The 17011-nt window shown below is 62.4% G+C and carries 22 protein-coding genes; 18 read left to right on the forward strand and 4 right to left on the reverse strand.

Translation table 11 applies throughout. The features are described from left to right. From RIN56_19100 to RIN56_19145, 10 genes are all read left to right on the forward strand, one after another. Positions 1-1020 (forward strand): SLC13 family permease (locus RIN56_19100; protein ID MDR7868908.1); only part of this gene is annotated, 1020 nt, incomplete at its 5' end. A 102-nt stretch (positions 1021-1122) separates the two neighbouring features. Beyond that, entirely contained in the window at positions 1123-1674 is a 552-nt protein-coding gene (locus RIN56_19105) for a hypothetical protein (GenBank protein ID MDR7868909.1), read from the forward strand. Between the two features lie 258 nt (positions 1675-1932). Next, entirely contained in the window at positions 1933-2358 is a 426-nt protein-coding gene (locus tag RIN56_19110) for a SoxR reducing system RseC family protein (GenBank protein ID MDR7868910.1), read from the forward strand. Positions 2359-2384: 26 nt separating this feature from the next. Then, complete coding sequence (gene rsxC / locus RIN56_19115) at positions 2385-3704, forward strand: electron transport complex subunit RsxC (GenBank protein ID MDR7868911.1); 1320 nt, start codon at positions 2385-2387, stop codon at positions 3702-3704. Between the two features lie 12 nt (positions 3705-3716). Next, entirely contained in the window at positions 3717-4712 is a 996-nt protein-coding gene (locus RIN56_19120) for an RnfABCDGE type electron transport complex subunit D (GenBank protein ID MDR7868912.1), read from the forward strand. Between the two features lie 5 nt (positions 4713-4717). Continuing rightward, positions 4718-5284: an RnfABCDGE type electron transport complex subunit G gene (locus RIN56_19125; GenBank protein ID MDR7868913.1), complete on the forward strand. Its 567-nt coding sequence runs from the start codon at positions 4718-4720 to the stop codon at positions 5282-5284. A 10-nt stretch (positions 5285-5294) separates the two neighbouring features. Then, complete coding sequence (locus RIN56_19130; GenBank protein ID MDR7868914.1) at positions 5295-5951, forward strand: electron transport complex subunit E; 657 nt, start codon at positions 5295-5297, stop codon at positions 5949-5951. Beyond that, entirely contained in the window at positions 5951-6532 is a 582-nt protein-coding gene (locus tag RIN56_19135) for an Rnf-Nqr domain containing protein (GenBank protein ID MDR7868915.1), read from the forward strand. Before RIN56_19130 ends, RIN56_19135 begins: the two co-directional genes overlap by 1 nt. 24 nt (positions 6533-6556) lie before the next feature. Further along, positions 6557-7450 (forward strand): Fe-S cluster domain-containing protein, encoded by an 894-nt coding sequence (locus RIN56_19140; GenBank protein MDR7868916.1) that lies wholly within the window; start codon positions 6557-6559, stop codon positions 7448-7450. Positions 7451-7675: 225 nt separating this feature from the next. Next, a complete protein-coding gene (locus RIN56_19145) occupies positions 7676-8017 on the forward strand; it encodes a hypothetical protein (protein ID MDR7868917.1) in 342 nt (113 codons plus the stop codon). 69 nt (positions 8018-8086) lie between these two features. On the opposite strand, the gene RIN56_19150 is transcribed toward RIN56_19145, so the two are convergent. From RIN56_19150 to RIN56_19165, 4 genes are all read right to left on the reverse strand, one after another. Then, positions 8087-9085, reverse strand: a complete 999-nt coding sequence (locus tag RIN56_19150; GenBank protein MDR7868918.1) for an aldo/keto reductase — start codon at positions 9083-9085, stop codon at positions 8087-8089. Between the two features lie 56 nt (positions 9086-9141). Next, positions 9142-9891, reverse strand: coding sequence for an ABC transporter permease (locus RIN56_19155; GenBank protein ID MDR7868919.1), 750 nt, complete (start codon positions 9889-9891; stop codon positions 9142-9144). Beyond that, on the reverse strand, positions 9891-10817 hold the full coding sequence (locus tag RIN56_19160; GenBank protein ID MDR7868920.1) for an ABC transporter ATP-binding protein: 927 nt from the start codon (positions 10815-10817) through the stop codon (positions 9891-9893). Before RIN56_19160 ends, RIN56_19155 begins: the two co-directional genes overlap by 1 nt. 128 nt (positions 10818-10945) lie before the next feature. Continuing rightward, the gene (locus tag RIN56_19165) at positions 10946-11701 is read right to left on the reverse strand and encodes an SGNH/GDSL hydrolase family protein (GenBank protein ID MDR7868921.1); all 756 of its coding nucleotides are present in this window, start codon (positions 11699-11701) and stop codon (positions 10946-10948) included. Positions 11702-11806: 105 nt separating this feature from the next. Here RIN56_19165 and RIN56_19170 point away from each other — a divergent pair, with 105 nt between their 5' ends. From RIN56_19170 to mreD, 8 genes are all read left to right on the forward strand, one after another. Further along, complete coding sequence (locus RIN56_19170) at positions 11807-12289, forward strand: NusG domain II-containing protein (GenBank protein MDR7868922.1); 483 nt, start codon at positions 11807-11809, stop codon at positions 12287-12289. A gap of 14 nt (positions 12290-12303) precedes the next feature. Next, positions 12304-12813 (forward strand): Gx transporter family protein, encoded by a 510-nt coding sequence (locus tag RIN56_19175; GenBank protein ID MDR7868923.1) that lies wholly within the window; start codon positions 12304-12306, stop codon positions 12811-12813. A 97-nt stretch (positions 12814-12910) separates the two neighbouring features. Beyond that, the gene (locus RIN56_19180; GenBank protein ID MDR7868924.1) at positions 12911-13180 is read left to right on the forward strand and encodes a DUF4321 domain-containing protein; all 270 of its coding nucleotides are present in this window, start codon (positions 12911-12913) and stop codon (positions 13178-13180) included. 36 nt (positions 13181-13216) lie between these two features. After that, positions 13217-13786: a Maf family protein gene (locus RIN56_19185; GenBank protein ID MDR7868925.1), complete on the forward strand. Its 570-nt coding sequence runs from the start codon at positions 13217-13219 to the stop codon at positions 13784-13786. Beyond that, positions 13783-14484 (forward strand): DNA repair protein RadC, encoded by a 702-nt coding sequence (radC, locus tag RIN56_19190; protein ID MDR7868926.1) that lies wholly within the window; start codon positions 13783-13785, stop codon positions 14482-14484. The genes RIN56_19185 and radC overlap by 4 nt, the downstream gene beginning before the upstream one ends. A 40-nt stretch (positions 14485-14524) precedes the next feature. Continuing rightward, a complete protein-coding gene (locus RIN56_19195; GenBank protein MDR7868927.1) occupies positions 14525-15556 on the forward strand; it encodes a rod shape-determining protein in 1032 nt (343 codons plus the stop codon). A 40-nt stretch (positions 15557-15596) separates the two neighbouring features. Beyond that, positions 15597-16484: a rod shape-determining protein MreC gene (mreC, locus tag RIN56_19200; protein ID MDR7868928.1), complete on the forward strand. Its 888-nt coding sequence runs from the start codon at positions 15597-15599 to the stop codon at positions 16482-16484. Next, entirely contained in the window at positions 16481-16975 is a 495-nt protein-coding gene (mreD, locus tag RIN56_19205) for a rod shape-determining protein MreD (protein MDR7868929.1), read from the forward strand. The genes mreC and mreD overlap by 4 nt, the downstream gene beginning before the upstream one ends. Positions 16976-17011 lie beyond the last annotated feature (36 nt).

The raw sequence follows: 17011 nt of genomic DNA on the forward strand, positions 1-17011 counted from the left end.
ACCATCGGCCCCGGCAACATCGCCGGCACCGCCCTCATGGCCCCGGTGGCCATGGCGATCGCCACCCGCATCGGCATGTCCGCCTTCCTGATGACACTCGTCGTCGTCGGCGCGGCCAACGGCGCGGCCTTCTCGCCTTTCGCCCCCACGGGAATCATCTCCAACGGCCTTATCGCCAAGATGGCCACCCAGCTCAACCTCACCGACCTCAGCGGCCTCGCCTGGAAGATCCACTTCAACTCCGAGGTTGCCCAGGGCGTCATCAACTTCGCCGGCTTCATGTTGCTCGGCGGCTGGGCCTGGATCAGCAAGCAGCGCGGCGAAAAGATCGACATCGACGAATTCGCCCCCAAGCCCGAGCCGTTCGACAAGCACCAGTTGCTCACCCTGGCGATGGTCTTTGTGCTCATCCTCCTGGTAGTACTGCCCGGCCTCGCCCCGCTGAAGCCCTTCTTCAAGGCTAACAAGTGGCTGGCCAACATGATCACCAATGTCGGCACGATCGCCTTCATCCTCGCTGGCGTGCTGATGCTGACCGGCTCGGGTGACAGCAAAAAGGCCATCAAGGTCATGCCCTGGGGCGTTATCATGATGGTCTGCGGCGTCACCGTGCTGATCGAAGTCATGGACAAATCGGGCGGCCTCAACGCCCTCGTCAAGATGATCGGCGCCATCTCCGGTCCGGTCACCGTCAACGCCTGGCTCGGCCTCATCACCGGCGTCATCTCGGCCTACTCCAGCTCCTCGGGCGTGGTTGTGCCGATGTTCCTGCCGATGGTGCCCGGCCTGATCAAGGAAATCGGCGGCGGCGACCCGGTGGCGCTCATCTCGTCCATCAACGTCGGCGCCCACCTTGTCGACAGCTCGCCGCTTTCGACCCTCGGCGCCCTCTGCATCGCCTGCGCGGGCGACCACGAGGACAAAGCCAAGCTGTTCCGCAACCTGCTGATCTGGGGTCTCTCCATGTCGGTGGTCGGCGCGTTTGCCTGCTGGCTGTTCTTCGGCGTCCTCGGCCTATAAGAGTTCGAAGCCAAACCGGCGGCCGCATGGCCGCCGGTTTTTCCTTGCCGTATGGCGTCGATGTGATATAATATTAACACCTGATTTAGACCGGGAGGAAGAATGGAAAAGCTGATCGAACAATCACAGATTCATCGCAAAAACCGCATCGTCATCGGGGTTGTTCTGGGCTTCCTGCTCGGGATGGCTGCCCTGTCCGCCTATTTCTGGGCGACGCGCCACACCGTCGATCCTTACCGGCTGTTCACCCCTATCCTCATCGCCGGCTGGGTGATCTCGCGGGCGGCGAGCAAGTTTACCTACGAGGCGGACAAGAAGGCGCTGAAGATAATCAAGACCGGCATGTTCGGCGGCGCGAAGACGTTTGAGATCCCGTACCGCGACATCGACGGCATCTACTACTACGAGCCCAAGCTGATGAGCATCATCAAGTTTCGCCATACCTACCGGCTGCACTCGGCTCTCGACGGACGCCCGGTCTGGGTTATCGCCTACGAGGCGCAGGGGCGCGGCGGCAAAACCGAGAACCGGCGCATCTACTTCAAGCCCAGCGATGCGATGCTCGGGCTGCTCCACGAGAAGATGCCCTCCAAGGTGAAGGTGACCGAGGAAGATATTTTCGCCCAGAAGGTTGCCAAGGAGAAAGGGCAATAAAACTTCAGTTCCCGGCAGCTCAGGCTGGGATTTTTTCTTTTCGCCACAAATGGGTGGCAGAGAAGACGATAATTTGCTATTATTGAAAAAGGTGAAGACAAAGAATAGTCGCTAAATAAGGAAAGAGGGCGGAAAATATCGTGAATCCGCGACAGGTATTTTCCGGGAAATACAGAATATATTGGACCGGGAAAAGTAATTTGCATACAAATAGTCTTGCTATCTGGCGGTATGACCATTAGACCGGAAGGGAAATAGGTGACGACCGTGAATATGCAGCAAGAGGGAATCGTCATCAGCGCCGCCGGCGATATGGCCAGAGTGAGGACCAGCCGGCACAACGACTGCGAAAACTGCGGCGCGTGCCCCGGCAACTCGGCCATCGTGCTCGACGCCCGCAATCCGCTCGGGGCAAAGCCGGGGCAGTCGGTGCTGCTTGAGGTGCAGGAAGTCGGCTTTCTCAAGTCGGCCTTTATCGTTTATATGCTGCCGCTGATCGCCATGGCCCTGGGGGCGATGGCCGGCGGCTATGCTGCCGAGCGGGTGGTTCAGGAGGCTCTATGGTTTCAGGTGGCCGGCGCCGCGGCGGGTTTTGCCGCAGCGGTGTTGTATATAAGGTATTTCGATAAGAGTGCCAGCTCGAACAAAAATATGCAGCCGGTGATTACGCGGATCCTGTCATAGACCGCCGGCAGTGAAGGGGTGAAAGTATGGCAAAAAGCTTTCGGGGTGGCGTCCATCCCGACGACCGCAAGCGGTTCACGGCGGCCAAACCCATCGAAACGGCGCCGCTGCCAGACAAGGTGGTCATTCCCACCAGGCAGCACATCGGCGCCCCCTGCGCGGCGCTGGTGAAGGCGGGCGACCTTGTCAAGAAGGGCCAGGTGATAGCCGAGGCCCAGGCATTCGTTTCCAGCCCGGTGCACGCTTCCATCTCCGGCAAGGTGGTGGAGGTAGCCGATTATCCGCATCCTGTGTTCGGGTTCTGCCAGGCGGTCGTCATCGAGAGCGACGGTGCGGACGAATGGGTGGAGGGATTGCCGCTCAGCCGCGACTGGCAGGCGCTCGACGCCGCCGCCCTCAAGGACATCATTCGCCAGGCCGGCATCGTCGGCATGGGCGGCGCGACATTCCCGACCCATGTCAAGCTGGCGCCGCCGCCCGAGAAGCCCATCGACGCCTTTATCCTCAACGGCGCCGAGTGCGAGCCCTATCTCACCGCCGATCACCGGGTGATGCTGGAGGCGACCGAGAAGGTCGTGACCGGCATGCGCATCGTTATGAAGGTGCTGGGGGTCACAAAAGGGTACATCGGCATCGAGGAGAACAAGCCTGATGCGATAACGGCGCTGGTCGCCGCCACCAAAGGCACCGGCATTACAGTGGCGCCGCTCAAGACCAAGTACCCGCAGGGAGCGGAGAAAACGCTCATTAAAGTGATATTGGACCGCGAGGTTCCGTCCGGCGGCCTGCCGATGGATGTGGGGGCCGTCGTCCAGAACGTGGGCACGATGGTGGCCGTGGCCGACGCGGTCGTCAGCGGCCTGCCGCTTGTCGAACGGGTGGCAACCGTTACCGGCGGCGCGATCGCCGAGCCGAAGAATCTGCTGCTGCGCATCGGGACGACCTTCGCTCAGGCGGTCGAGCTGTGCGGCGGCTTTGCCGCGGCGCCGGCCAAACTCATCATGGGCGGCCCGATGATGGGCATGGCCCAGTGCCGGCTCGATGTCCCGGTAATCAAAGGCACTTCGGGCATCTTGGCCCTGTCCGCCGACGACGTCAACGCCGGCGAGGAGCAGCCGTGCATCCGCTGCGGACGCTGCGTCGACGCCTGCCCGATGGGGCTGGTGCCCAGCATGCTCAGCATCCTCGGCCAGCGGGGCCTCTACCAGGTCGCCAAGGAAGAGTACGACCTGCTGGACTGCGTGGAATGCGGGTCGTGCGTGTACGCCTGCCCGGCCAAGCGCAACATCGTCCACTACGTCAAATACCTGAAAGCCCAGAACGCGGCGGCAGCCGCGAAGAAATAGGAGGTATGCGGTATGAGCGCTGAAGCTAAAATGGAAATCGGCCAACTGACCGTTTCCGCGTCGCCGCATATCCGCTGCGACGAGTCGATCAGCAAGATCATGTGGACGGTCAACGCCACGCTGGCCCCGGCCGCCCTCTTCTCCGTCTACCGGTTCGGCTTCAAAGCCCTCGTAACAATGATAATCTGTATCGTGGCCGCCGTGATCACCGAGTACCTCATCCAGAAGTGGCAGAACAAGCCTGTCACGGTCAATGACGGCAGCGCCTTCCTCACCGGCCTGCTGCTGGCCATGAACATCCCGGCCACCGTTCCCTGGTATATGCCGCTGTTCGGCTCGGTCGTGGCCATCGCCGTCGCCAAGCACACCATGGGCGGCCTCGGCTACAATATCTTCAACCCGGCGCTGGTCGGACGCGCCGTTCTGCTCGCATCCTGGCCGGTGGCCATGACTACCTGGCCGGAGATGGCCAGCAAGATCGACGGCGTAACTTCGGCCACCCCGCTCGGCATTCTCAAGCTCCAGGGCTACGAGAAGCTGGTGGCGGTGTTCGGCGACAAGATGGAGATGTACAAATCCCTTTTCATCGGCACCCGCAGCGGCAGTATGGGTGAAACCTCGGCCTTATTGCTCATTCTCGGCGGCGCCTATCTAATCTACCGCGGCTATATCAACTGGCGGGTCCCCGTGTTCATGATCGGCACCGTCGGCACCCTCACCTGGGCGGTGGGCGGCCCCGCCGGCCTGTTCAGCGGCGACCCCATCCTCAATATGCTGTCGGGCGGCCTCATCCTCGGCGCCTTCTACATGGCCACCGACATGGTCACTATTCCCATCACGAGTAACGGGCAGATCGTGTTCGCCGTCGGCGCCGGCTGCCTTACCGTGCTCATCCGGCTATTGGGCGGCTACCCCGAAGGCGTCTGCTACGCCATCCTGCTGATGAACTCAGTGACGCCGCTCATCGACCGCTGGCTAAAACCCGCCAAATTCGGGGCAAGGAGGTAGACAGCATGGCGCACGGACATGACGACAAAAACAACAGCGTAACCAGGATTGCCATGAATTTGGCCGTCACCTGCTTCATATCGGGCGTTATCATCGCCGGCACCTTTGCCATCACCGAGCCGGCGGCCGAAGCCCAGCGCGTCAAGGCGAAAAACGACGCCATGAAGGAACTGGTGAAGGACGCCGAGAGCTTCAAGCCTATCGACGGCAAGGACGGCTGGTATGCCGGCATCAAGGGCGGCAAGGCGATCGCTTATGTGGTGCCAGCCCAGGGCAAGGGCTACGCCGGCGTCATCCAGATGCTGGCCGCAGTGGCGCCCGACGGCAAGATTCTCGATTACAAAGTGCTCAAACACGCCGAGACTCCCGGCCTCGGCGACAAGATGACCGAGCCGAAGTTCCGCAACCAGTTCGCCGGCAAAACCGCCAAGGACATGGAAGTGGTCAAGGTTCCCACCGATAAGAATATCCAGGCCCTGACCGGCGCGACAATAACCTCCCGGGCCGTGACGAACGGCGTCCGGGAAGCAGCGGAAGCTGTCGCCGCCTACTCAGCCGGCCAGAAGAAGTGAGGTGAGCGGAATGAATTATTGGGAGATATTCAAAAAAGGCATCTTTGAGATGAACCCTATCTTCCGCCTCGCGCTGAGCCTCTGTCCGGCCCTGGCGGTCACCTCCAACGTTTTCAACGCCCTCGGCATGGGGTTGTCGGTGCTGTTCGTAATCACCGCCAACAACGTCGTCGTCTCGCTGGTGCGGGACTACGTCAACCCCAAGGTGCGCGTGCCGGTGTTCATCACCATCATCGCCACCATCGTCACCCTCATACAGCTCATCCTCGAAGGCTACTTCCCGGCGATTAACAAGGAACTGGGCCTCTACCTGGAACTGATCGTCGTGTTCGCCATCATCCTGGCGCGGGCGGAAGTATTCGCGATGAAGCACACCGTGGTGCCGTCCTTCTTCGACGGCCTCGGCATGGGCGCCGGTTTCGCCGTGGCGATGGTCGCCATCGGCGCTATCCGCGAAATCCTCGGCACGGGCGCTTTCCTTGGCTATCCGGTGCTGCCCGCCGCTTACAACGGCCCGCTGATCATGATCCTGGCCCCGGGAGCCTTCCTTGTCATCGGGCTGATGATCGGCATGTTCAACGTCATCGGCGAACACCAGGCGAAACAGGCGGAGCTCAAACGCAAAACGGCTATGGCCGGGCTCGCCGTGCAAAGGAGTGAAGCCTAATGGCGGAGTATTTTACCCTGTTCATGGGGGCGGTCATCGTCAACAACTTCGTGTTGACCCGCTTTCTGGGGCTGTGTATATTCTTCGGGGTTTCCAAGAGCCTGAGCGCCTCGGTCGGCATGGGCATGGCCGTCTCCTCCATCCTGACCGTTTCCTCGGCCCTGGCCTGGGTAGTCTACAACTTCGTGCTCATCCCCTATAACCTCGTTTTCCTGAAAATCGTCGTCTTCGTCATCCTTATCGCCGGCTTCGTGCAGTTTCTCGAGATCGTCATCAAGCGCTTCTCGCCGGCCCTGTACGATATGTGGGGCATCTACCTCGTGCTGATCGCCACCAACTGCGTCGTCCTCGGGGTGCCGCTCATCAACGCCGCCGAAGGCTTCAATTTCATGAAGAGCGTCGTCAACGCCTTCGGGTCCGGCGTAGGCTTTGCGGTCGCGATCATCCTGATGGCCAGCCTGCGGGAAAAACTCCAGTATGCCGACGTTCCCAAGTCTCTCCAGGGATTGGGCATCGCCTTCATACTGGCCGGGATGCTCGCCCTCTCTTTCCTGGGCTTCTCGGGCATGATACCGCTGTAGGCGAGCGGGAAAGGACGGATTAAAATGGAACATGCGATAATTATTGTACTGATACTGACCTGTCTGGGGGCGATTTTCGGGCTGATTCTGGCCTACGCCAACAAGAAGCTGGCGCTCGAGGTCAACCCGCTGATCCACGTGGTCGAAGACGTTCTGCCCAAAGGGCAGTGCGGCGCCTGCGGCTATGCCGGCTGTATGGCTTACGCCGAGGCGGTGGTGACAAAACCCGAAGTGCCCCCGAACCTTTGCATCCCCGGCAAGGATACCGTCGCCAAGCTGGTCGCCGATCTGACCGGCAAAGCGGCGGAGGCGGTCGAGCCGCGCATCGCCCAGGTCAAGTGCGCCGGTTCGAACGAAAAAGCCGTCCGCAGCTTCGAATACGCGGGGGTCGACGATTGTGTGGCCGCCAACCTGCTGTTCGGCGGCGCCAAAACCTGCAAATTCGGCTGCCTCGGCCTCGGCACCTGTGTGAAGGGCTGCCCGTTCGACGCCATGTCCATGAGCGAGGCCGGCCTGCCGGTCATCGACGCCGAGAAATGCACCGGCTGCGGCAAGTGCGAGACGGTGTGCCCCAAGAAGGTCATCGCCATGATGCCGCTGACCGCCCATGTGCGGGTCAACTGCAACTCGCGCGACAAGGGCCAGGTGGCCCGCAAGGCTTGCAGCGCGGCCTGCATCGCCTGTACGCTGTGCGTCCGCGAGTGCCCCTACCAGGCCGTCAAGGTGGATAACAACCTGGCGGTTGTCGACACCGCCGTGTGTGTCGCCAACAACTGCGTCGACGCCAAATGCCTCGCCAAGTGCCCGACCAAGGCCATCCGGCCGGCGGTCCTTGGCATCGTCCCCGGCACCGAGGACCAGGCCGCCGTCGAGCGCGCCTGCCCGTCGTGCGTCAAGACCAATACCGTCGCCGGGTAAAATTAAGATAAGACCAGTCAGGCTTGTGAGAAAGGTCCAGATGCAAGGCGCTCTGAGGAGCAACGCCGCAGATGGGCCTTTATCGCAAGCCTGAAAGGAGGAGACGGCAGTCTCCTCCTTTTTATGTGCGCAATTTTATGAATCTATGTTCCCGGCCCGAACCAATTGGACGGATTTTACATATTATGTTACTGATGAGGACTTTATTCAAAAGGAGGTATCGCCATGAGATATCGCAATCGGTTCTATCCGCCGGAAATCGTGGATTGGTACGACGACGAGTACTTTGGCGACGAGCGGCAGATCTTCGTCGGTGCGTGTTACCCTTCGTGCTGCCCCAACCCCTATTGCTATCCCCGTTACTGCGAGCCGAGCGCCAACTATGCCACCTGTTGCCCCAACCCCAACAGCAAATACAACGCCGCTTACTACTTCCCCAAACAAGCCACCGGGTGCAGCCCCGGAGGCTCCGACTGCCGTCCATACGGCTGCAACCCGCGGGTGTGCAACCCGCGCGAGTGCAGCCCGCGCAGCTGCAGCCCGCGGACCTGCAGCCCCGCCGATTGACCGCGGAACGCCTGGCAAGACGATCTGCAACATAGCCGAAGGAGGAGACATATGTCTCCTCCTTATTGTCTATCTGTTTCTAAGGCTGAAAGCCTCGTCAAGATCCTCTTCCAGCCGGTCGGTGGCTCTGGGGGGACTGACGGACAGGCGGGATACTTGTTCGCGCAGCTCGGGGGTCATCGCGAAGTCGGCCGCGGCCAGCGAAGCCTTGAGCTGCTCCAGGTTGCGGGCGCCGACGATCGGGGCGGTGACCGCCGGGTGCGATTTCACCCAGGCGAGGGCGAGCTTGATGGGGGATTCACCTATTTCCCTGGCAAAGGCGGCGAACTTTTCGGCGGTCGCGAAGTACTGCGGGTCGCTGTAGCGCCGGCTGTACTGCTTTTTATCGAGGATGCGCCCCGCGGCGGGCTGCGGACCCTGCGAATACTTGCCGGTAAGCAGGCCGGCGGCCAGCGGGCTGTAGACGATGACCCCCAGCTGCTCGGCAGCGGCCAGCGGCAGGATTTCCACCTCAGCCTGCCTTTTCACGAGGTTGTACATCGGCTCGATGCATTCGAACCGCGCCAGGCCCTTATTTTCCGAGATGCCCAGCGCTTTGGCGATTTGCCAGGCGGCCCAGTTGCTCACGCCGAGATAGACGACCTTACCCTGACGGACGAGGTCGTCGAACGCCCGCAGCGTCTCGTCCATAGGAGTGAACGGATCGAAGTGGTGGATGAAGTAAATGTCGATCCGGTCGGTGCCGAGGCGGGCGAGGCTGCGCTCGACCGCCTGCATGATGTGCCGCCGGGACGCCCCGAGCTCGTTGACGTCCTTGCCGGTCCGCTGCGACACTTTGCTGGTTATGACGATGTCGTTGCGGCACTCGCGGCAGAGTCTGCCGAGGATTTCCTCCGCCCGGCCGCCGCCGTAGTTGTTGGAGCAGTCGAAGAAGTTGACGCCGGCGTCGCGGCAGGCTTTGAACATCAGCGCCGCTTCCGTCTCGTCGGTTTCCGTCCCGAAGGACATCGTGCCGAAGCACAGTTCGGATACGAGGACGCCCGTTCTTCCCAGGAGTTTGTATTTCACAGCGATACCTCCTTTTGTTTATATGACGGACAAGCTCTTGCGGGAGCCGGTTGCCTTCAGTTTATCAGCCGTTTTTCCATCAGCCGGAGCGGCGCCGGCAGTACGAGGACGCCGATGGCGGCGAGGAAGCCGACGTGGAGCCACAGGCCGGCCGTTGCCTGGCCGAGGGCGAGGGCCCGGCAGATCTCGACGCTGTGGTAGAGGGGGTTGAGGTAGTTGGCCGCCTGCACCCAGGCCGGCAGGGCGCTGACCGGAAAGTACAGGCCGCCGAAGAGGAAGAAGGGGAGGACGGCCAGGGTTACATAGTAGTTGAGGTAGTCGATGTTGCTGATGTAGGCGGTGTACCACATCGCCAGGGCGGCGAAGACAGCTCCCTGCAAGGCAAGCAGCAAGGGGACGGCCAGGGCCTGCGGCGAGCGGATCAGGCCGAGGGCGGCGACGACGGCGAGGATGACGGTGCCGAACAGGGCGCTTTTCAGCGTGCCGTAGAGCAGTTCGCCGAGGATGACGTCGCGGGCGGTGACCGGCCCGGACAGCATCGCCAGAAAGGTTTTCTGGTAGTGGAGGCGGACGAAGGTGCCGTAGGAGCACTCAAAGGTGGCCGCATACATGGCCGACAGGGCCACCATGCCGGGGGCGAGGAATTCGAGGTAGCTCATGCCTTCGATTTCCTGGACGAGGGCGCCCATGCCGAACCCGAACGCCGCCAGGTAGAGCAGCGGCTCGATGACGTTGAACATCGCGCTGTGCTGCCACGTGCGGCCGAAAACCCGCAGATGGCGGTTCAATACTTTCAGCGCGCCCATCAATCGTCTTCTCCTTTGCCGGTGAGTTTGAGGAACACGTCCTCGAGGTTGGCCGGCCGCAGCAAGCAGGCCTGGGGAGGCAGTCCCCAGCCGCCCAGACGGCCCCACAGTTCCTCGCCATCGGCGGCGTAAAGGAAGAGGCCGTCGACGACCTGGAGGACTGCCCCGCCGCCGGCCGTAACCTTGTCGGCCAGTCCCGGCGGTACCTGCTCCAGAGGCACGAGCACTTCGATGGCCCAGGGCAGGGTGTGGCGTTCGATGAGCTGACGCGGGCTGCCTTCGGCGAGGATGGCGCCTTCGTGCATGACGAGCAGGCGGTCGCACAGTTGGGCGGCTTCTTCCATGTAGTGAGTGGTGAGGATGAGGGTCACGCCTTCGGCTTTGAGGGTGCGGAGCTTCTGCCAGACAAGATGGCGGGCCTGCGGGTCGAGGCCGGTGGTCGGCTCGTCGAGGACCACCAGCCGGGGGCGGTTGATGAGGGCGCGGGCAATTACCAGGCGCCGTTTTAGGCCGCCGGACAGCTCTTCCACGCGGGCGTTCGTTTTATCTTCGAGGCCCATGAAGGCGAGCAGCTCGCGGGCCCGCTCCCCGGCCTCGCGGCGGCGCAGGCCGAACAGGCCGCCGTAAACTTCGAGATTTTCGACGACAGTCAGGTCGGGGTCGAGATTGTCCTCCTGGGGGACGACGCCGATGAGGCTCTTGATGGCGGGGGGCGTGAGGCGGACAGGGCGGCCGAAGACGGTCAGCCGGCCTTCGTCGACGGTGGACAGGCCGTAGATCATCCGCATGGTGGTCGATTTGCCGGCGCCGTTATGGCCGAGAAAGCCGCAGCATTCGCCTTCGCGGATGGCGAACGATATGCCTTTGAGCGCTCTGAAGTCGCCGTAGCATTTGCCGAGGTTGTCGGCGGTGACGACGTTGTTCACAGGGATCCTCCGTTGGGGGGCCGGTGGGTCGCCGGCCGGTTTCGAGAGCATTATACCACCGCCGGCCGGGAAATGCAAAAATTTGGTTGCGGGAATAAAAAGCCTGCACGCGGGGTGCAGGCTTTGCTTCATATCTTTTTCGCCGGCGTGCCGACAAGGTGTTTTATCTGGTCCCGCCACACATAGTAGGCGGCTTCGGAGAGATGGAGGCCGTCGTCGGTGTATTTGGCCGGCAGGCGACCGTCGGGGCCGGTGAAGGCCGGGGCGAGGTCGAGGTAGGGGAGTTTCTGCTCGGCGGCCAGCTTGCGGATTTCGGCGTTGAGGGCGGCGATGTTGGCGTTGCTGCGCAGGGCGCGGGCCGGGAAGATTTCGTCGTTGAAGGGCAGCACGCTCTGGATGTAGACGCGGGTGTCGGGCAGTTCGCTGCGGAAGCGGCCGAGGATAAGGCGGTAGTTGGCGACGATGTCGGGTATCTGCCGGTTATAGCAGAGGTCGTTGGTGCCGATCATCAGGAAGATCTGCGACGGCTTTAGGGCGATGACCTGATCAAGCCGCCTTAGCAGACCGCGGGTCGAGTCGCCGCCGATGCCGCGGTTTTCCACCGGCGAATCGGGGAAGAGCTTGCCCCAGTCGCCGCCGTAGGTGATGCTGTCGCCGAGGAAGACGACCGGGCGGGCCGGCGAGGGATCGACGGAAAAGTACAGTTCGCGGAGCCGGTAGTGGATGCTCATGTAGGGCGGGTCGTCGGGCTGGCGCACCAGGTCGTCGGCCCAGGCGGTGATCGCCGTCGCGCTCTGTTTCGCCACGGCGTCCAGCGGCATCCAGAGGGAAAGGGCCATCACCACCAGGGTGACGAAGATTACGGGAAAGACAATTCTTTTCATCGGCTCGCCTCCTTGCATATTGGCTGCCCGGACAAAGCAGGCCCAAAAACGCGAATTATGTCGTATTTCGCCGTTGCGACCGACATTCCTCCCCGTCCCATTTATATGCGGCGGATATTTGCGGTGTGCGGCGACCAGCCCGACTATTTGCAGCCTGGGGCGATTTACTATACAATATTGGAAGAAAGACGGGACAGGGTGGGTAAGATGCTGCTGACGAAGGCTGACAAATGGCTTATCGGTGCGCTGCTGGCGGCCTCGGCGGGCGGCATCGGACTCAATCTGGCGCTGCTGTCGCCCGCCGGCGCCCAGGAAGCTCAGGTTTACCGGGAAGGTAAGCTGGTGCAGTCGATCAGGCTGCGGTCCGGTTACCATGAGGAGCTCAGGCTGGGCGGGGCGGAGCGCTACAATCTCATCGTGGCCGACGACGGCCGGGTGAGGATTTCCGAAGCCGACTGCCCGGACCAGCTGTGCGTGCGCACCGGCTGGGTAAGCGCCGCTCCGCAGCAGATCGTCTGCCTGCCGTACCGGGTGGTCATTAAGGTGGTTTCGGCTACCCCGTCCGATGTGGACGATATCACGAAATGAGAGGGCGGCCGACTATGACTGATACACGTCGCCTCATAGTACTTGGTCTGTTCGTCGCCGTCGCCGGCGTGCTGCACGCCGTCGAGGCGTGGCTGCCGCTGCCGGTGCCCGTTCCCGGGGTGAAGCTCGGCCTCGCCAACATCGTGTCGTTGGTCGTCATCGAGCTTTACGGCTGGCGGCAAGCGCTCGCCGTGGCCGTGGCGCGGGTCGTTCTCGGCTCGCTGCTGAGCGGCGCCTTGCTGGGGCCGTCATTCGCCCTCGGCCTCAGCGGCGCGGCGGCCAGCACCCTGGCGATGGCCTACGCCCATGCCCGCTGGCGGCCGGCGCTGTCGCTGGTCGGGGTGAGCGTGCTCGGCGCCGCCGTCCACAACCTCGCCCAGATCGCCGTCGCCGCCCTGCTGGTGGCCAGCGCCGCCATTTTCTGGTACCTGCCTTACCTTGCGCTGTTCGCGCTGCCGACCGGCCTGGCGACCGGCCTCACCGCCGCCTATTTCCTGGCGAGGCTGCCCCGCGCCGGCGGCTAGAAAACTTCGTCCTGCCGCAAGGAGTTGACACATAGCTTGTAGAAGATATACTGGATACTAAAAATGAAATGCTTCATCTGTCACGGGAGGTCGTATCGTGAGAAACGGAGCCGGCAAAAGTATTGGGCTGATCGCCCTTTTCCTCGTTCTCGGTGCGATAATCGGCGGCATTATCGGCGAACTCATCGCCGGTTTTCCCCTCGGCGGGGTCACTCCGTTCCTTGTGAAAACCTATCCTATCTTCGATCTGGCGCCAGTGACGGTCAATCTGTATGTCGCCAAATTCGTCGTCGGACTGTCTTTCCACCCCAACCTCGTCAGCCTGCTCGGCATGCTCGGGGCGTATTTCCTCGTCCGGCGGTTTTAGGTATCAGTCCCGTAGCTAATCCAAGAGGAGGATTACATGGCGATTATTCTCGCCTCCGCCTCGCCACGGCGGGAAGAACTGCTGCGGCAGGTGGGCTGCGCGTTCACCATCATCACCAGTGAGGTTGAGGAAGACAACGACCGGGGGCTGCCCCCGGTCGAACTGGCTGTCGCCCACGCGCTGGCCAAAGCCCGCGACGTGGCGGCAAAGGCGCCCGACGACATCGTCGTCGGCGCTGACACCATCGTCGTCTTGGGCGACCGGGTGTACGGCAAGCCCTGCGATATCGCCGACGCCCGCCGCATGCTGGCCGAGCTGGCCGGCAGGGAGCATCAGGTGATCACCGGCGTTGCAGTGGTGAAGGGTGACGAGGCCTGGACCGATTTCGCCGTCACCGCCGTCCGCTTCCGCGCCTTCGGCCCGGAGACGATCGAGCGCTACCTGTCCGGCGGCGAACCGCTGGGCAAGGCTGGAGCCTATGCCATCCAAGGCGCGGGCGCGCTTTTGGTCGAGGGTATCGTCGGCTGCTATGCCAACGTGGTGGGGCTGCCGCTGGTGACGCTCGACAAACTCTTACGCCGCGCGGTGGGAGTTGGTTTGTCATGAAAGCCAAAGAGACCGCCGGGCCGCTGACGATCAAGGAACTGCCGGCGGCCGAGCGGCCCCGCGAACTGCTGCTGGCCAAGGGGCCGGCGGCCCTGTCGAACGCCGGCCTGCTCGCCATCCTGCTCCGCACCGGCACCAGCCGGGAGTCGGTGCTCCGTCTGGCCGAACAGCTGCTTGCCAAGCACGGCGGCCTGAGCGGCCTGGGAAGCCTCGCCCCCCAGGAGATGAGCCGGCTGAAAGGCATCGGGCCGGCCAAGGCGGTCACGGTGGCGGCCGCGGTGGAACTGGGCAAAAGGATGGCCGCCATGACCGCCGGCGAGCGGCCGGTGGTGCGTTCGCCCCAGGACGCCGCCGAGCTGATGCTGCCCAGGCTGCGGTACGAGAAAAAGGAACTGTTCATCGCGTTGCTCCTGTCGACGAAAAACCACGTTTTGGCGTCGCCGACCCTGGCGGTCGGCACGCTGAGCGCCTCGGTGGTCGACCCACGGGAGCTTTTCCGCGAGGCTATCAACCATAACGCCGCCTCCGTCGTCCTCGTTCACAACCATCCCAGCGGCGATCCCACCCCCAGCCCGGAAGACGTAGCCCTCACCCGTAAAATGTCCGCGGCCGGCCAGCTGCTTGACATTTCCGTTCTCGACCATTTGATTATCGGCGATGGCAAGTATGTAAGCCTGAAAGAAAAGGGAATACTATAACAGCTTTGTTCCATTGCCAACGAAAGGAGTTATCATTCAGATGAATATATTCGGATCACTTTCCCGCGACATGGGGATCGACCTCGGCACCGCCAATACCCTGGTGCATGTCAAAGGCAAAGGTATCGTGCTCAACGAGCCGTCGGTCGTGGCGATCCAGCGCGATACCGGCGAGGTTTTGGCTGTCGGCGAAGAGGCCAAGATGATGATCGGGCGGACGCCCGGCAACATCGTGGCTATCAGGCCGCTCAAAGACGGCGTTATCGCCGACTTCGACGTCACCCAGGCAATGCTCAAATATTTCATCCGCAAGGCGATGTCCTCCCAGTCGATGATCCGACCACGGGTCATCGTCGGCGTGCCTTCGGGCGTCACCGAGGTTGAGAAGCGGGCCGTCATCGACGCCACCATCCAGGCCGGCGCCCGCGAGGCCTACCTCATCGAGGAGCCCATGGCCGCCGCCATCGGCGCAGGCCTGCCCGTCCACGAGCCGACCGGCAACATGGTCGTCGACATCGGCGGCGGCACCACCGAGGTGGCCGTCATTTCCCTCGGCGGCATCGTGGCCAGCCGGTCCATCCGCATCGGCGGCGACGAGATGGACGAAGCGATCGTCCAGTATATCAAGCGTACTTACAACCTTATGATTGGCGAACGGACCGCCGAAGAGGTCAAAATCAAGATCGGCTCGGCCGTGCCTCCCGCGGAGGACGAGTCGTACGATATCCGCGGCCGCGATCTTGTCACCGGGCTGCCAAAAACCCTCACCATCAGGGCCCACGAGGTGCAGCGCGCCCTGAGCGAGCCTGTATTCGGCATCCTTGAGGCGGTGAAGGTGACGCTGGAGAAAACCCCGCCCGAACTGGCGGCCGACATCATGGACCGCGGCATCATCATGACCGGCGGCGGCTCGCTGCTTCGCGGCCTCGACCGGCTGCTCAGCAAGGAGACGGGCATGCCCGTAAACATCGCCGAGGACCCGCTGATCTGCGTGGGCGTCGGCACGGGCAAGGCGCTGGAGAGCATCGATCTTTTGAAACGCGTGCTGATGATGCCGAAGAAGTTCGGCTGATAAACACGCCTTGATTTGTTGTGATTAGGAGAGGAAGCTATTGCGTCGTTTGAACAAAAAGGCGGTCATTCTTGCGGTTGCGGTGCTAACCGTCTTTTTGCTTGCGCTTTCCGCGGCCCGCGGCAAATACAATTTTTACTGGAGCGAACGCATCGTCACCGTCGTCTTGGCGCCGGTGGAATTCGTCATTTCCAAGTTCGGCTATACCGTCCGCCATACCGGCACGGCCGCCGGCGACCTGTTGACCGTCTACCGCGATAACCAGGCGCTCCGGGAGGAGATCGAGAACCTCCGCCGGGAGAGCATCAACAACACCGAGATCGTGGCCGAGAATGTCCGTCTGAAGGCGCTGCTGGATTACCGCCGGGCCGCGCCGCAGTTCGACACCGTCGTGGCCACCGTCGTCGCCCGCGACCCGGCCGCCTGGACAAACATCATCATCATCAACCGCGGCACCGCCCAAGGCGTGGCCAAGGATATGGCCGTCGTCACCCCCCAGGGGCTGGTGGGCAACGTGGTGCAGGCCTACAACAACTCCGCCAAAGTGCAGCTCCTCCTCGACCCCCGCAGCGCCGTAGGCGCCATCGTGCAGCGGCCCGAATCGCGGGTGGCGGCGATCGTCGAGGGCAACCCCGCCAAGCCGCTCGCGCCGAAGATGATCAACCTCGCGCGCGACGCCGACATCATCAAGGGCGACAAGGTCATCACCTCCGGCTTTGGCGGCATCTATCCCAAAGGGATTCTCGTCGGCGAGGTCACCGACGTCGTCAACGAGGAGGGCGGGTTGCTAAAATATGCTGTCTTGAAGCCGGCTGCCGATTTTGATAGACTAGAAGAGGTAGCCGTGATCGTACGCTCGCGCGAGCCGGTTCCGGCGCCGCCGGGTTCCGCTCCGGTCCAGCCCGCGCCCAGGGGGGCAGGCCAATGAGGCCGTTTGTCTGGGCGCTTGTCATCGTAATAACGCTCGTCATCCAGGCCACCTTGTTGCCGCTCATCACCGTTGGCGGCGTTCGCCCCGACCTGCTGCTGCTCGTCGTCGTATCCGCCGGGCTGCTGCTCGGCCGCGAGCAGGGGGTGGGGATGGGCTTCTTCGCCGGCCTCCTCCAGGACCTGGCGTCAGGCAACATCTTCGGCGTCAGCGTCCTGTCCAAGACGGCTGTCGGTTACATCGCCGGCCATATGGAGCGCAAGGTCTTCAAGGAGAAGGTTCTCCTGCCGCTGCTGGCCGTATTGGTCGCCACCGTTTTCAACAACGCGGTCATGATCGTTCTGCTCGTTTTCTTCGGGTTCAAGGTGGATGTCCGCACCGCCGTGGACAACACCCTCTTTGTGCTCGGCTACAACGCCGTGCTGGCCATCCCGGTCCATCAGTTGGTGTACCGCCTGGCCAAGAGTGAGCTTCCCGACCCGAACGGCTAGAGAGAAAAGTTTTTTCCAGAGGGAGAGGGTTCCGCT

The organism is Sporomusaceae bacterium, assembly GCA_031460455.1.
In the GTDB taxonomy this organism is placed as follows: domain Bacteria; phylum Bacillota; class Negativicutes; order Sporomusales; family UBA7701; genus Anaeroselena.

Bases quoted from the DNA above. Each gene is read 5' to 3' on its own strand.
- RIN56_19105 (MDR7868909.1), top strand. From the start codon at position 1,123: ATGGAAAAGCTGATCGAACAATCACAGATTCATCGCAAAAACCGCATC.
- rsxC (MDR7868911.1), top strand. From the start codon at position 2,385: ATGGCAAAAAGCTTTCGGGGTGGCGTCCATCCCGACGACCGCAAGCGG.
- RIN56_19120 (MDR7868912.1), top strand. From the start codon at position 3,717: ATGAGCGCTGAAGCTAAAATGGAAATCGGCCAACTGACCGTTTCCGCG.
- RIN56_19125 (MDR7868913.1), top strand. From the start codon at position 4,718: ATGGCGCACGGACATGACGACAAAAACAACAGCGTAACCAGGATTGCC.
- RIN56_19130 (MDR7868914.1), top strand. From the start codon at position 5,295: ATGAATTATTGGGAGATATTCAAAAAAGGCATCTTTGAGATGAACCCT.
- RIN56_19135 (MDR7868915.1), top strand. From the start codon at position 5,951: ATGGCGGAGTATTTTACCCTGTTCATGGGGGCGGTCATCGTCAACAAC.
- RIN56_19140 (MDR7868916.1), top strand. From the start codon at position 6,557: ATGGAACATGCGATAATTATTGTACTGATACTGACCTGTCTGGGGGCG.
- RIN56_19145 (MDR7868917.1), top strand. From the start codon at position 7,676: ATGAGATATCGCAATCGGTTCTATCCGCCGGAAATCGTGGATTGGTAC.
- RIN56_19155 (MDR7868919.1), bottom strand. From the start codon at position 9,891: ATGGGCGCGCTGAAAGTATTGAACCGCCATCTGCGGGTTTTCGGCCGC.
- RIN56_19165 (MDR7868921.1), bottom strand. From the start codon at position 11,701: ATGAAAAGAATTGTCTTTCCCGTAATCTTCGTCACCCTGGTGGTGATG.
- RIN56_19170 (MDR7868922.1), top strand. From the start codon at position 11,807: ATGCGGCGGATATTTGCGGTGTGCGGCGACCAGCCCGACTATTTGCAG.
- RIN56_19175 (MDR7868923.1), top strand. From the start codon at position 12,304: ATGACTGATACACGTCGCCTCATAGTACTTGGTCTGTTCGTCGCCGTC.
- RIN56_19185 (MDR7868925.1), top strand. From the start codon at position 13,217: ATGGCGATTATTCTCGCCTCCGCCTCGCCACGGCGGGAAGAACTGCTG.
- radC (MDR7868926.1), top strand. From the start codon at position 13,783: ATGAAAGCCAAAGAGACCGCCGGGCCGCTGACGATCAAGGAACTGCCG.
- RIN56_19195 (MDR7868927.1), top strand. From the start codon at position 14,525: ATGAATATATTCGGATCACTTTCCCGCGACATGGGGATCGACCTCGGC.
- mreD (MDR7868929.1), top strand. From the start codon at position 16,481: ATGAGGCCGTTTGTCTGGGCGCTTGTCATCGTAATAACGCTCGTCATC.